The following is a 13,035-nucleotide window of genomic DNA, read 5'->3' as shown; positions in this document are numbered from 1 at the left end:
GGTGACCAATCCAGTGAAGGAAATTTTCAGCGGCGACGCCCCGCCCGCTCCCGCCGCCCTCGCGGCCAAGGTGCGGACCCTCGCGCCGTCCATGACCCGCTCCATGCAGCGGGTGGCCGAAGCCGTCGCCGACGATCCGGCAGGCTGCGCGGCCCTCACGGTCACCGGTCTCGCCGAGCTCACCGGCACCAGCGAGGCCACCGTGGTCCGCACCGCGCGCCTGCTCGGCTACCCCGGATACCGCGATCTGCGCCTCGCACTCGCCGGTCTCGCCGCCCACCAGCAGTCGGGCCGTGCGCCCGCCGTCACCGCCGACATCGCCGTCGACGACCCCATCGCCGACGTTGTCGCCAAGCTCGCGTACGACGAGCAGCAGACCCTCGCCGACACGGCCGCCGGGCTCGACACCGTACAGCTGGGCGCGGCCGTCGCCGCCGCCGCGACCGCACGCCGCATCGACATCTACGGCGTCGGCGCGTCCTCCCTCGTCGGCATGGACCTCGCCCAGAAGCTGCTGCGTATCGGCCTCATCGCCCACGCCCACGCCGACCCCCACCTCGCCGTGACCAACGCCGTGCAGCTGCGCTCCGGCGACGTGGCCATCGCCATCACCCACTCGGGCTCCACCGGCGACGTCATCGAGCCCCTGCGTGTCGCCTTCGACCGCGGCGCCACGACCGTCGCGATCACGGGCCGCCCGGACGGGCCCGTATCGCAGTACGCCGACCATGTGCTGACCACGTCCACCGCCCGCGAGAGCGAGCTGCGCCCCGCCGCGATGTCGTCCCGCACCAGTCAACTCCTCGTCGTCGACTGCCTGTTCATAGGCGTCGCACAGCGTACGTACGAGACGGCGGCCCCTGCCCTCGCCGCCTCGTACGAGGCCCTCGCCCACCGGCACAGCCCCCGCAACCGCTGAGCCCCAACCGCTGAGTCCTGACAGCCGAGTCCTGACCGCTGATCACCAAGCGCACCAACCCCCCACACGGACCGAGAAAGCAGAGCCGCTTTTCATGACCTCCACGTCCTCCGCGTCCCCGGAGTCCTCCTCCTACGGTGAACTCCGCGCTCAGCTGGCCACCCTCACCACCGAGGCCTTCCGGCCCGAACTCGCCGACATCGACCGGCTGCCCACGCTCGAAATCGCCCGGATCATGAACGGCGAGGACGAGACCGTCCCCGCCGCCGTCGCCGCGCAGCTGCCGAGCATCGCCGCCGCCATCGACGCCACCGCCGAGCGGATGGCCCGCGGCGGCCGGCTCGTCTACGCGGGCGCGGGCACGGCGGGACGGCTCGGCGTCCTGGACGCGAGCGAGTGCCCGCCCACCTTCAACACCGACCCGGCCGAGGTTGTGGGCCTGATCGCGGGCGGTCCCACCGCCATGGTCGCGGCGGTCGAGGGCGCCGAGGACAGCAAGGAGCTGGCCGCCGCGGACCTGGACACGCTGAAGCTGACCGCGGACGACACGGTGGTGGGGATCTCGGCTTCGGGCCGCACGCCGTACGCCGTCGGCGCGGTGGAGCACGCCCGCGCCCGCGGCGCGCTCACCATCGGCCTCTCCTGCAACGCGGGCAGCGCGCTCGGCACGGCCGCCGACCATGGCATCGAGGTCGTCGTCGGCCCCGAACTGCTCACCGGATCAACCAGGCTGAAGGCCGGTACGGCGCAGAAACTCGTCCTCAACATGATCTCGACGATCACCATGATCCGGCTCGGCAAGACCTACGGAAACCTGATGGTGGACGTCCGCGCCTCCAACGAGAAGCTGCGCGCCCGCTCACGGCGGATCGTCGCACTGGCCACCGGGGCGTCCGACGAGGAGATCGAGGCCGCACTCGCCGCGACGGACGGCGAGGTGAAGAACGCGATCCTCACCATCCTCGGCGGGGTCGACGGCCCCACGGCCGCCCGGCTGCTTGCCGACTCCGGCGGTCATCTGCGCGCCGCGCTCGGGAACGCGACCGCCGGCTGACCAGACTGGACCATGGCACCAGACACCCCGTCAGAGTCCTCGGACAAGAACAGCGCCACCGCAGCCGCGATCCTTCCGCTTGTCGGCGGCGCCGGGAACATCACCACCGTCGCGCACTGCATGACCCGCCTCCGCCTCGGCCTGCGCGACCCCTCCCTCGTACGGGAGGAGGAACTGAAGGCGCTCCCGGCCGTGCTGGGCCTGGTCGAGGACGACACGTACCAGATCGTGCTGGGCCCGGGCACAGTCGCCCGGGTCACGCCGGAGTTCGAGGCCCTCCTCAGCACCCCCGCGGCACGCGGCGCCGCCATCAAGGCGGCCCAAAAGGCCAGGAACTCGACCCCGTTCAAGCTGTTCCTGCGCCGTATCGCGAACATCTTCGTGCCCCTGATCCCGGCGCTCATCGGCTGCGGCATCATCGCCGGACTCAACGGCGTCCTCACCAACATGGGCTGGCTGCCCTCGGTCGTGCCCGCGCTCGCCGCCATGGCCTCCGGCTTCATGTCGCTGATCGCGGTCTTCGTCGGCTACAACACGGCGAAGGAGTTCGGCGGCACGCCGGTGCTCGGCGGCGCGGTCGCCGCGATCATCGTCTTCCCGGGCGTCGCGAGCATCGAGGCCTTCGGCCAGAAGCTCTCCCCCGGCCAGGGCGGAGTACTGGGCGCGCTCGCCGCGGCGGTCCTCGCGGTGTACGTCGAGAAATGGTGCAGGCGCTGGGTCCCCGAGGCCCTGGACGTCCTGGTCACACCGACCCTGACCGTCCTGGTCTCCGGCCTGGTCACCCTCTTCGGCCTGATGTTCGTGGCCGGTGAACTCTCCACCGCGATCGGCGACTTCGCCAACTGGCTGCTGGCCAATGGCGGCGCGGCTGCGGGCTTCGTCCTCGGCGGCCTGTTCCTGCCGCTGGTGATGCTCGGCCTGCACCAGGCGCTGATCCCGATCCACACGACGCTGATCGAGCAGCAGGGCTTCACGGCCCTGCTGCCGATCCTCGCGATGGCGGGCGCGGGCCAGGTCGGCGCGGCGGCCGCGGTCTACGTCCGCCTGCCGGGCAACATCTCGATCCGCAGCACGATCAAGTCCGCGCTCCCGGCCGGTTTCCTGGGCGTCGGCGAGCCGCTGATCTACGGCGTCTCGCTGCCACTGGGCCGCCCGTTCATCACGGCCTGCGTGGGCGGGGCGTTCGGCGGCGGCTTCGTCGGCCTGTTCAACATGCTCGGCGACAAGGTCGGCTCCACGGCAATCGGCCCCTCGGGCTGGGCCCTGTTCCCCCTGCTCGACGGCAACAGGGGCTTGGGCGAAACGGTGGCGGTGTACGGGGGAGGGCTGCTGGTGGGTTACGTGGTGGGCTTCCTGGCGACGTACTGGTTCGGCTTCACCCGGAAATCCAGCCCCGCCGGCGTTTGAGGCGCGGGGTCTGGGGCGGAACCCCAGTTCGGGAAGGGGCGGGTAGGGGATAGGCCCGCCGCAGGCGCACCGCCCGCCGACCTCGGCCTACCCGCCCCTCGGAGCGCCCGCGGCTACGCCGCCCCCGCCGTCTGCTCCTTGATCGTCACCCGCCCCTTACGGATGACGGCCAGCCTCGGCGCCCGCCGCGCCAGCGCCGAGTCATGCGTGACCATCACAAACGTCAGCGTGTGCTCCTCCCACAACCCCTCCAGCAGATCCATGATCTCGTCACGCATCGACTCGTCGAGATTGCCGGTGGGCTCGTCCGCAAGCAGCACCGCCGGCCTCTTGACCAGCGCCCGCGCGATCGCCACCCGCTGCTGCTGCCCCCCGGACAGCTCCCCGGGCAGATGCCCGTGCCGCTCCCCCAGACCGACCGAGACCAGCGCTTCGGCCGCACGCTCCCGGCGTTCCGCGGCCTTCAGGCCGAGCGGTACGAGCGCGGTCTCCACGTTCTCCAGGGCCGTGAGCGTGGGAATCAGGTTGAAGCTCTGGAACACGAAGCCGATCTTCTCGGCCCGTACCCGCGTGAGCCTCGCCTCCGGCAAGGTCGCGAGGTCGGTGCCGTCCAGCATCACACTGCCCGTCGTCGGCCGGTCCAAGCCGCCGAGCATCTGAAGCAGTGTGGACTTGCCGCCGCCGGTCGGCCCCTGGATGACCAGGCGCCCGCCGTCCTCGATGACCAGGTCCACCCCGTCGAGGGCGGTCACCTGCTCCTTGCCGCGCCGATAGTGCTTGGTGACATCTCTGAGCTCGTACATGGTGCTTCAACTCCTGTTGTACGTAATGAGGTTGTGGCTCGACGGCTACTCGACGCGGCGCAGTGCATCGGCGGGGCGCAGCCGGGACGCCCGCCAGCCGCCGAAGCCGCCCGCCACCAGGCCGCCCGCCACCGCGAGTGCCACGGCCAGACCGATGGTCGTCAGCGAGACGGGCGCGGTCAGGGCGATGTCCAGCGCGCGGGACGCGGCCTGGCGGGCGGGGCCGCCCTGGCCGCCGCCACCGGCGAATACCCGTCCGCCGCCGCCACCGCCCCCGCCGCCCAACTGAGCGGTGAGAGTCGGGCTGAACGCAGTGATGGCCCACGCCCCCGCAAGCCCGATCCCGATCCCGAGCGCCCCGCCGACCAGCCCGTTGACCAGCGCCTCGCCGGCCACCTGCCGGGTCACCCGGCCGCTGCGCCAGCCCAGCGCCTTGAGAGTGCCGAACTCCCGCACCCGCCGGCTCACCGCGGCCGACGTGAGCAGCCCCGCGACCAGGAACGCCGCCGCAAGCACCAGGTACGAGAGCCACTTGCCGACGCCCGCGGCGAGGTCGGAGGCGGTCGAGAGCGATCCGGAAACCGTGTCCGCGAGATCGGCCGACGTGGTGACCGTCGTACCGGAGATGTTCTTCTGAATGGCCTGCTTGATGCTGTCGATCCGCTGCGAATCGGTCGCCTGGACGTAGACCGTGGTGACCTTGTTCTTCGCGTCCGCGAGGGTCTGCGCCTGGGCGAGCGGCAGATAGACGTTGGCGGCCGCGTCCCCGCTGTCGGCGGTCGCGATGCCGATGATGCTGTACTTGGTGCCCTTGACGGTGATGGTCTTGCCGACCGTGAGCTTCTGCTCCTTGGCGTAGGCGCTGTCGACGACGGCGGCCTTGGCGGCGGTCTCGGTGCTCTTGAACGTACGCCCCGAGGTGATCTTCGAAGAGGTCAGCGGCCCAAGTCCCTGATGCGCCACGTCGGTCCCGTACACGGTGTACGAGTTGACGTCGAACGCGGCCCCGCCGCCCTGGACTTCACCGGTGGCCGGGCCGCCCCGCTGCTGCCCCGGCTGCTGCTGGACCTCCCCCCGCTTGAACTGCCCGTTGACCTTCATCACCCGCACACTCAGCCCGCCGACCGCGTCCGCGACGCCGTCCTGCTTGCCGACCTGCGCGACCGTCGAAGCGGCGAGGGTCTCGAACCCCTCGACCATCACAAGGTCCTTGCTCTGCGCGGCGTCGTTGTCGCCCTTGGCGTCGAACGCGAAGCGGGGCTTCCGCGTGGTGTCCCCCTCACCGGGAGGCGCGGCGGCCTTGGTGACGGTCATGTCGGTGCCGAGCCCGTACAGCGACTCCAGGACCTTGTCCTGGGCGCGGTTCATCCCGGACGACACCGAGTTGACGACGATGACCAGCGCGATCCCGAGGGCGAGCCCCGAGGCGACGACGAGCGCCGCTTTTCTGCGACGGCGCAGCTCGCGCCGGAGATAGATGAAGAACATGGTGCGGAAGCTAGGTGCGTGGTGTGAAGGCGGGTTAAGCCCGGGATGAGAGCCGCATGAGTGTTGCTGCGGCGCGCGCCCGCTCGGCCCAGCCCACCGGGACCCGTCGCGTACGACGTCAGGCTGACGCGGCACGCGCCATGCGTCGCTGAACCGGCGTGCAGGGGACGGGACTTGACCAAGAAGGCCGCACGAGCCCTACACCAAGGAACGCACCGGCCTCCGCTACCCTGTGGCCCATGCATGGGGGACTAGAAAACAACTCCAATTTGGCCGGGAGCGGAGCCCAGCCACTGGAGCCCGGACATCCACGGCGTATCGGCTCCTTCCGGCTGATCGGCGTGCTCGGCTCCGGCGGCATGGGGCGGGTCTATCTCGGCATCTCCTCCTCCGGACAGTACGCCGCCGTCAAGCAGGTCCTGCCGGCCCTGGCCGAGGACGACGACTTCCTGCGCCACTTCGGACACGAACTCGACAACCTGGCCAGGCTGCCCGCCGGCGTCAGCGCGCGGATGCTGGCCAGCGACCGCACTGCGCGACCGCCGTGGTTCGCCACCGGCTACATCCCCGGCATCACCCTGAGCGAGGCGGTGCGCCTGCACGGCGGCGCGCTGCCCGGCGACAGCCTCTGGCGGGTGCTGCGCGACGCCGCATCCGGCCTGCGTTCGGTGCATGCGGCCGACATCGTCCACCGCGATCTCAAGCCCTCCAACGTCATGCTGACCCGCGAGGGCCTGACCCTCATCGACTTCGGGGTGGCGCGGGCTGCCGACCAGAGCCGGCTGACCCGGACCGGCATGGTCATCGGCACCCCCGCGTTCATGGCACCGGAACAGGCCGTCACCGGACAGAATTTGAGCGGAGCGGCGGACGTGTTCGCCCTCGGCAGCCTGCTGCTGTACTCGGCGAACGGCCGCCCGCCCTTCGGCGACGGGTCCGGCCCCGACATGCTCTACCGCATCGTCCATACCAAACCGGACATGGGTGATCTGCCGGAGACGCATCCGGACCTGTCCGCCGTGATCACGTCCTGCCTCGCCAAGGACGCCGCGGACCGGCCCACGGCGGCGGAGCTGTTCGAGCTCGCGGGCGACCACACACTGCCGCTGTCGTCCGCAGCGTCCGCGCCCTGGCCACGAGCCGTTGCGGAACGGATCGCCGACCGGGCCGCCTTCGCGGCGACCGTGCCCGCGAACGCGGAGCACGACGACGCGGACGGCGCCGACGGCTCGGGACCGAAGTCCCTGAAGCCCGGCGACCCGGAGCCAGTCGCGCCGGAACCGGAGAAGAAGCCTCAGCCCGATCCCCCGGCGACGCCCGCCTCGCCGGACTCCCCCAAGCGACGCGACCGCCGCACCCGCGTGCTCCTCTTCGTCCTGCCCGTGGTGGTGGTGACGGGCACGACCCTGACCCTCGCGCTCGCGCCCTACGGAGGCTCTTCGCAGGGCGCGGGCCCCGGCGGATCGACGCCCTCGTCCGTGGTCTCACCGTCCGCGTCGCCGACAGGCGGCGGGTCTCCGAAGCCCAAGGCACCGTCGTCCCGCCCGCCGGGCTCCAAGCCCGATCCGAGCTCCGCCCCCTCATCCGGCGCCTCTGGCGCGGCGGGGGGCAACGCAACGACGGATGGGGCCGGATCCGCAGGCTCCGGTTCCGGCGCGTCCAGCGGTTCGAGCAACTCGGGCGGTTCCGGCACCTCCGGCGGAGAGAAGCCCCCTGCGCAGCCCGCACCCTCGGGGACGCACCTGCTCAAGGGCACCTCGACGGGCCGGTGCCTGGCGGACTCCTACTCCCCCTACGCGGGTTCCGCCGTCTCCAACTCGGTGTGCGGCGAGCCGTCGGGCAACGGGACCACCATGAACTACCAGTGGACCTACAAACCCATCTCGGGCAACACGTTCCGACTGGTCAGCCAGGGCAGTGGCCGTTGCATCGAATCCCGGGGCTACGCGGGAATCGCGATCGCGGACTGCAACGGCTCCGAAGCTCAGGCCTGGCAGATCAGTGCCACGAAATCGAACGGCCACACCCTGCAGAACGTCGCCCAGAGGAACTGTCTCGGGATGTCGAGCTCCATCGGCTTCCAGCAGACCTCCTGCAACCCCTCGGATCCGGCACAGCTCTGGCGCAACTCCTGACCCGTCCCCGCCGCCCGGCCGCTACGGCAGGTCGAGGTTGCGGACGACGTAATCGATGAGCTGGTGGAGGCGAGGCTGGACCGCTCACATCTACTCGACGATCCAACAAAGCCGCTGTTGTGGACGGTTCTGGACGAGGCAGTGCTGCGGCGCAGGGTAGGCGGGGCCGCCGTCATGGCGGATGCTCTGAATCACGTGGCGAGGCTCGCCCACCGCCACAGGATCATCGTCCAAGTGCTGCCGTTCGAAGCGGGCGCGCACATGGCTGATGAAGGAGCGCTCAAGCTGATGTCTTTCATCGACGCACCACCACTCGCTTATCTACAGGCGCTGGGAACGGGGCAGTTGCAGGACGATCCGGCTACAGTCGCCCGGTACGAGCTGACCTACGATCTGGTCGGGGCCAGCGCACTGTCACCGCAAGAATCAATGGCTCTGATCGAATCAGTGGCGGAGGATTACGCGCATGAAGATCAGCCCTGAGTACGACCTGAGCGCGGCGACCTGGCGCAAGTCCAGCTACAGCGGCAGCAGCGGCGGCGACTGCCTCGAAGTCTCCGACCACCACCCCGGCATCGTCCCCGTACGCGACTCCAAGAACCCCGACGGCCCGAAACTCGTGTTCCGGGCCGCCGCTTGGTCCGCGTTCGTCGCGGGGCTCACAGGCTGAGCGCGTCCTCCGCGTTGTTCATCCAGGCCGTCACGGAGTTCGTGGGCGCCACGTACAGACCGGGAGTAGAGGCCTTGAGCGGCTTCTGCTCCAGGTCGGACTCCGTGTTCATCGTCATCCGGATGTAGTTCACGGTCTTGCCCTTGCCGTCGTTCTTGCCGCCCATCAGGCCGGCGTAGGCCGACTCGCCCGGCTTGAGCACGAGGTCCTTGCCGGGGAGCGTCTCCTTGCGCTCGTTGGCCTGCCCGTCCAGTTCACCGAAGGTCACGATGGGGGAGGTGAGGGCCTTGCACGGCTTGCCGCTCTTGTTGGTGATCTTCAGCAGGTAGCTGCTCGTGGTGGACTCGGCCAGGCTCGCCGAGAAGGTCGCGTCGTAGGTGCTGCAAGGGAAGAGGTCGTACTCGGGATCGGGCGACGAGTCGCCGCCCGTGGAGTCCGACGGCTTCGCCGGCGAGGGCTTGGCGGGAGACGGTTTCGCGGTCGCGGTGCCGCCGGTGGACGGCTTCGCGGTCGGCGGGGTCGCCGTCGCCTTCCCCGTGCCGCTCGGCTTGTCGGCGGAGGAGCCGCTGGGCTCACAGGCCGTCAGAGCCAGTGCGGATACGGCGGCGAGCACGACGGCGGCTCTGCGAACGTTGGTCCTCATCTGATGTTCCCCCCGAGTGAGAAGCGCGAAGTGCGCTGCGCTGGACAGACCACGAGCTTCCCGTACAACCTTCACAGCTTGGTGACGGAGCCTTGCCGAATTCACCACGGAAGAGGGCTACTCGGCGGCGCAGGACACGTCCCGGGCCGGACGCTCACCCGTGAGGAGGAACCGCGTCACCGCATCGTCCCCGCACGCGTTGCCGTTGGCGCGGTAGGCGCCGTGGCCGACCGAGTCGACCGTGACCATCCGGGCCCGCTGCCCGAAGGCCTTTCGCATCTTCAGCGCACCGGTCAGCGGGGTCCCCGGGTCGCGCAGATTCTGGATCAACAGGACGTTCGACGGGCCGCCGTCCGGCGTGATGCGGACCGGGCGCTCCCGGGGCTCGTCGTGCCAGAAGGAGCACAGCGAGATGTTCACCGGCATGCCTGCGGTGAGCGGGTACCGCTTGCGGCTCTTGGCCACCTCGCGTTCAAAGGCGGCCTGGTTCCCGTCCGGCCAGTCGACGTCGTTGCAGATGGTGGCGCCCGAGGAGGCGGCGGAGTTCTGCATGGCCTCGTCCGGCGGAGTGTTCGGCGCGGGCAGCTCGCGGCCGTCGCGGGCGGCGGCGATCAGCTTGGCGAGGCCGGCGAAGCGGTCCTTGGGTGCGTAGAGGCTCTCCAGCAGTGCCTGGCGCAGGACGTTGCCGTTGAGCTCGGCCGGGTTGGCGCCGGTCCACGGAATCGGTGCCCGGTCGAGGCGCTCGGCGAGCGCGAGGAACAGCGGCCGGACATCGGCGGGTGCGGCGGCGAGGCGGTCGGGGTTCCCGGGGTCGGCCGCCCAGGCGGCGAAGTCGGGGAAGGCGTCCTCGACACCGGTCTGATAGTTGGCGAGCCAGCCGCGGGCCACCCGCTTCGGGTCGGGGTCGTCGTTGCTGTCCAGGACCCAGCGGTCGGTGCGCAGGGGGAACATCTGCGCGTACACGGCTCCCGCATACGTCCCGTACGAGGCGCCCCAGGCGGACAGTTTGCGTTCGCCGAGGGCCTGGCGGACGGCGTCGATGTCCCGTGCCTCGTTGCGGGTGCTGATGCTGCGGAGCACGTCGCCGCCGTTCTTGGCACAGGTGTCGGCGAGACGGCGTGCGGTGGTGGTGTTCTTGTCGATGGACCCGTCGGGCGCGGGGTACGGCCGGATGTTCACAAGGGCCAGGTCGTCGTGCGACAGGTCGCAGCTCACCGGCGTACTGCGGCCAACGCCACGCGGGTCGAAGCCCACGATGTCGTAGGCGTCGCGCACCGACTGGGGCAGGGCCTTCCCCCTGATGGAGGGGTCGTTGATGCCGGGGCCGCCGGGTCCGCCGGGGATCAGCAGCAGCGTGCCGCGCCGGGCCCCGGGGTTCTCGCTGCGTATACGGGAAATGGCGAGGGTGATGTGCGGCCCGCCGGGCTCGGCGTGGTCGAGCGGCACGGCGAGGGTCGCGCACTCCTGACGCTGATCGAGTCCGGTGCCCGGGCACTTCTCCCAGCGGACAGCCGTGTCCGGCCGCGGAGTTGCCGCGGCCGACGCGGGTGCGGGGAGAGCGACCAGGGCGGTCGCGAGAACGGGAAGGGTGAGGGCCACTGATGTGAAGCCGGGCTTCCGGCTGCCGATGATTCGCATGGGACGACCCTCGCGCAGCGGCGGACTATCTCCCACCGGGCCAACTGGCCTGTTCATCCGGGGGTTTGCCCCACCCCGAGACCGCTCTCGGGGTGGGGCAGACCAAGGTCCTGCCAGTAGATGACCGTGTACCCGTTGCCACCGTCCTGGCCGGGGTCACCCTTCGCGCCGTTGACTACGGCGCCCGCGCCGCCGGCCCCACCATCGCCGCCGGCCGCGGAACCCGACGGCAGGCCGACGATCCCGTGGGCGCACGGACGGCCGCCGCGGGAGTGTGATGTTCGGGATGCCGACCGAATGTCCGCACCCGGCACATTCCACTGCCCCTCGCCTCGGCGCTCGCAGACCGGGCGTCACGTGATCCAGCCAGGTGATCGGTTGAGCCGTCCGGGTCTACCCGCACACACGCCCGAGGGCGGTACCCCCCTGGGAGTGGGGGTACCGCCCTCGGTCAGGACCGGGTCCGAGCCGTCAGGCTCAGAAGTCCATGTCACCGCCCGGCATGCCGCCCGGAGCGGCGGCGCCCGCCTTCTCCGGCTTGTCGGCGATGACGGCCTCGGTGGTCAGGAACAGCGCCGCGATGGAGGCCGCGTTCTGCAGGGCAGAGCGGGTCACCTTCGCGGGGTCGATGATGCCCTCGGCGATCATGTCGACGTACTCGCCGGTCGCGGCGTTCAGACCGTGGCCGACGGCCAGGTTGCGCACCTTCTCGACGACGACGCCACCCTCGAGACCACCGTTGACGGCGATCTGCTTGAGCGGAGCCTCCAGCGCGAGCTTGACGATCGCGGCACCAGTGGCCTCGTCGCCCGTGAGCTCGAGCTTCTCGAAGACCGAGGAAGCCTGGAGCAGAGCCACGCCACCACCGGCGACGATGCCCTCCTCGACGGCCGCCTTCGCGTTGCGAACGGCGTCCTCGATGCGGTGCTTGCGCTCCTTGAGCTCGACCTCGGTCGCGGCACCGGCCTTGATGACGGCCACGCCGCCGGCCAGCTTCGCGAGGCGCTCCTGGAGCTTCTCGCGGTCGTAGTCCGAGTCGGAGTTCTCGATCTCGGCACGGATCTGGTTCACGCGACCGGCAACCTGGTCGCTCTCGCCGGAGCCGTCGACGATCGTGGTCTCGTCCTTGGTGATGACGACCTTGCGGGCGCGGCCCAGCAGGTCCAGGCCCGCGTTCTCGAGCTTGAGGCCGACCTCCTCGGAGATGACCGTGCCGCCCGTGAGGATGGCGATGTCGTTCAGCATCGCCTTGCGGCGGTCACCGAAGCCCGGAGCCTTGACGGCAACGGACTTGAAGGTGCCACGGATCTTGTTGACGACCAGGGTCGACAGGGCCTCACCCTCGACGTCCTCGGCGATGATCAGCAGGGGCTTGCCCGACTGCATGACCTTCTCCAGCAGCGGAAGGAGGTCCTTCACGTTACTGACCTTGGAGTTGACGATCAGGATGTACGGGTCGTCGAGCGACGCCTCCATACGCTCCATGTCGGTGGCGAAGTACGCCGAGATGTAGCCCTTGTCGAAGCGCATACCCTCGGTGAGCTCGAGCTCCAGACCGAAGGTCTGGGACTCCTCGACGGTGATGACGCCTTCCTTGCCGACCTTGTCCATGGCTTCGGCGATGAGCTCGCCGATCTGGGTGTCGGCGGCGGAGATGGAGGCCGTCGAAGCGATCTGCTCCTTGGTCTCCACGTCCTTGGCCTGCTCGAGCAGGGCGCCGGAGACGGCCTCGACGGCCTTCTCGATGCCACGCTTGAGGGCCATCGGGTTGGCGCCGGCCGCCACGTTGCGCAGGCCCTCGCGGACGAGCGCCTGGGCGAGGACGGTCGCGGTGGTCGTACCGTCACCGGCGACGTCGTCCGTCTTCTTGGCGACTTCCTTGACCAGCTCGGCGCCGATCTTCTCGTACGGGTCCTCGAGCTCGATCTCCTTGGCGATGGATACACCATCGTTGGTGATCGTGGGGGCGCCCCACTTCTTCTCGAGGACGACGTTGCGGCCCTTGGGGCCAAGGGTGACCTTGACGGCGTCGGCGAGCTGGTTCATCCCGCGCTCGAGACCGCGCCGTGCCTCCTCGTCGAACGCGATGATCTTGGCCATGTGAAGTGGTCCTCCCGGACTGGGGTGGATTCTCCGGACCGCGCTGGCGCCCGCGACGGACGGCCTGAGAGCCGTGCGGTTCCTTGCCCCGCCGACCCTTCGGGCCTCACCGACCCGGTCCTTAAGCTGTCACTCTCACCTGCAGAGTGCTAACGCCAATGATTAGCACTCGACCTAT

10 protein-coding genes and 1 pseudogene are annotated in these 13,035 nt (G+C 70.1%); 6 read left to right on the top strand and 5 right to left on the bottom strand.

Features of this window, described 5'->3' with window-relative positions:
• Window position 1: 1 nt before the first annotated feature.
• From ABZS64_RS08870 to ABZS64_RS08860, 3 genes are all read left to right on the top strand, one after another.
• Window positions 2-919, top strand: coding sequence for a MurR/RpiR family transcriptional regulator (locus tag ABZS64_RS08870; protein ID WP_355825172.1), 918 nt, complete (start codon window positions 2-4; stop codon window positions 917-919).
• A 94-nt stretch (window positions 920-1,013) separates the two neighbouring features.
• Window positions 1,014-1,973: an N-acetylmuramic acid 6-phosphate etherase gene (murQ, locus tag ABZS64_RS08865; RefSeq protein ID WP_355825169.1), complete on the top strand. Its 960-nt coding sequence runs from the start codon at window positions 1,014-1,016 to the stop codon at window positions 1,971-1,973.
• Between the two features lie 12 nt (window positions 1,974-1,985).
• Window positions 1,986-3,380 (top strand): PTS transporter subunit EIIC, encoded by a 1,395-nt coding sequence (locus tag ABZS64_RS08860; RefSeq protein WP_355825166.1) that lies wholly within the window; start codon window positions 1,986-1,988, stop codon window positions 3,378-3,380.
• 113 nt (window positions 3,381-3,493) lie between these two features.
• Here the strand turns inward: ABZS64_RS08860 and ABZS64_RS08855 are convergent, their stop codons facing one another.
• Both ABZS64_RS08855 and ABZS64_RS08850 read right to left on the bottom strand, forming a co-directional pair.
• A complete protein-coding gene (locus ABZS64_RS08855; protein WP_355825163.1) occupies window positions 3,494-4,183 on the bottom strand; it encodes an ABC transporter ATP-binding protein in 690 nt (229 codons plus the stop codon).
• 45 nt (window positions 4,184-4,228) lie between these two features.
• Complete coding sequence (locus ABZS64_RS08850) at window positions 4,229-5,671, bottom strand: ABC transporter permease (RefSeq protein ID WP_355825160.1); 1,443 nt, start codon at window positions 5,669-5,671, stop codon at window positions 4,229-4,231.
• Between the two features lie 239 nt (window positions 5,672-5,910).
• Between ABZS64_RS08850 and ABZS64_RS08845 the strand changes: the two genes are divergently transcribed.
• The 3 genes and pseudogenes from ABZS64_RS08845 (at window position 5,911) to ABZS64_RS08835 (ending at window position 8,476) form a co-directional block, all read left to right on the top strand.
• Window positions 5,911-7,806 carry a protein kinase gene (locus tag ABZS64_RS08845; RefSeq protein ID WP_355825157.1) on the top strand — a complete coding sequence of 632 codons (1,896 nt, stop codon included), beginning with the start codon at window positions 5,911-5,913 and terminating at the stop codon, window positions 7,804-7,806.
• 36 nt (window positions 7,807-7,842) lie between these two features.
• Window positions 7,843-8,289: pseudogene (locus ABZS64_RS08840) on the top strand (DUF5753 domain-containing protein); the annotation flags it as partial.
• Window positions 8,273-8,476 (top strand): DUF397 domain-containing protein, encoded by a 204-nt coding sequence (locus ABZS64_RS08835; RefSeq protein WP_355825154.1) that lies wholly within the window; start codon window positions 8,273-8,275, stop codon window positions 8,474-8,476. The pseudogene ABZS64_RS08840 and the gene ABZS64_RS08835, both read left to right, overlap by 17 nt.
• On the opposite strand, the gene ABZS64_RS08830 is transcribed toward ABZS64_RS08835, so the two are convergent.
• From ABZS64_RS08830 to groL, 3 genes are all read right to left on the bottom strand, one after another.
• The gene (locus tag ABZS64_RS08830; RefSeq protein ID WP_355825151.1) at window positions 8,466-9,119 is read right to left on the bottom strand and encodes a DUF4232 domain-containing protein; all 654 of its coding nucleotides are present in this window, start codon (window positions 9,117-9,119) and stop codon (window positions 8,466-8,468) included. The two genes, ABZS64_RS08835 and ABZS64_RS08830, sit on opposite strands and share 11 nt — an antisense overlap.
• A 117-nt stretch (window positions 9,120-9,236) precedes the next feature.
• Complete coding sequence (locus tag ABZS64_RS08825; protein WP_355825148.1) at window positions 9,237-10,757, bottom strand: alpha/beta hydrolase; 1,521 nt, start codon at window positions 10,755-10,757, stop codon at window positions 9,237-9,239.
• A 477-nt stretch (window positions 10,758-11,234) separates the two neighbouring features.
• Window positions 11,235-12,857 carry a chaperonin GroEL gene (gene groL / locus ABZS64_RS08820; RefSeq protein ID WP_355825146.1) on the bottom strand — a complete coding sequence of 541 codons (1,623 nt, stop codon included), beginning with the start codon at window positions 12,855-12,857 and terminating at the stop codon, window positions 11,235-11,237.
• Window positions 12,858-13,035 lie beyond the last annotated feature (178 nt).

Source organism: Streptomyces sp. NPDC005408, from assembly GCF_040606445.1.
In the GTDB taxonomy this organism is placed as follows: Bacteria; Actinomycetota; Actinomycetes; order Streptomycetales; family Streptomycetaceae; genus Streptomyces.
This window is presented reverse-complemented; position numbering and strand designations above follow the sequence as displayed.

Excerpts from the sequence above, each read along its gene's own strand:
- murQ (WP_355825169.1), top strand. The coding sequence starts at position 1,014 with ATGACCTCCACGTCCTCCGCGTCCCCGGAGTCCTCCTCCTACGGTGAA.
- ABZS64_RS08860 (WP_355825166.1), top strand. The coding sequence starts at position 1,986 with ATGGCACCAGACACCCCGTCAGAGTCCTCGGACAAGAACAGCGCCACC.
- ABZS64_RS08855 (WP_355825163.1), bottom strand. The coding sequence starts at position 4,183 with ATGTACGAGCTCAGAGATGTCACCAAGCACTATCGGCGCGGCAAGGAG.
- ABZS64_RS08850 (WP_355825160.1), bottom strand. The coding sequence starts at position 5,671 with ATGTTCTTCATCTATCTCCGGCGCGAGCTGCGCCGTCGCAGAAAAGCG.
- ABZS64_RS08845 (WP_355825157.1), top strand. The coding sequence starts at position 5,911 with ATGCATGGGGGACTAGAAAACAACTCCAATTTGGCCGGGAGCGGAGCC.
- ABZS64_RS08835 (WP_355825154.1), top strand. The coding sequence starts at position 8,273 with ATGAAGATCAGCCCTGAGTACGACCTGAGCGCGGCGACCTGGCGCAAG.
- ABZS64_RS08830 (WP_355825151.1), bottom strand. The coding sequence starts at position 9,119 with ATGAGGACCAACGTTCGCAGAGCCGCCGTCGTGCTCGCCGCCGTATCC.
- ABZS64_RS08825 (WP_355825148.1), bottom strand. The coding sequence starts at position 10,757 with ATGCGAATCATCGGCAGCCGGAAGCCCGGCTTCACATCAGTGGCCCTC.
- groL (WP_355825146.1), bottom strand. The coding sequence starts at position 12,857 with ATGGCCAAGATCATCGCGTTCGACGAGGAGGCACGGCGCGGTCTCGAG.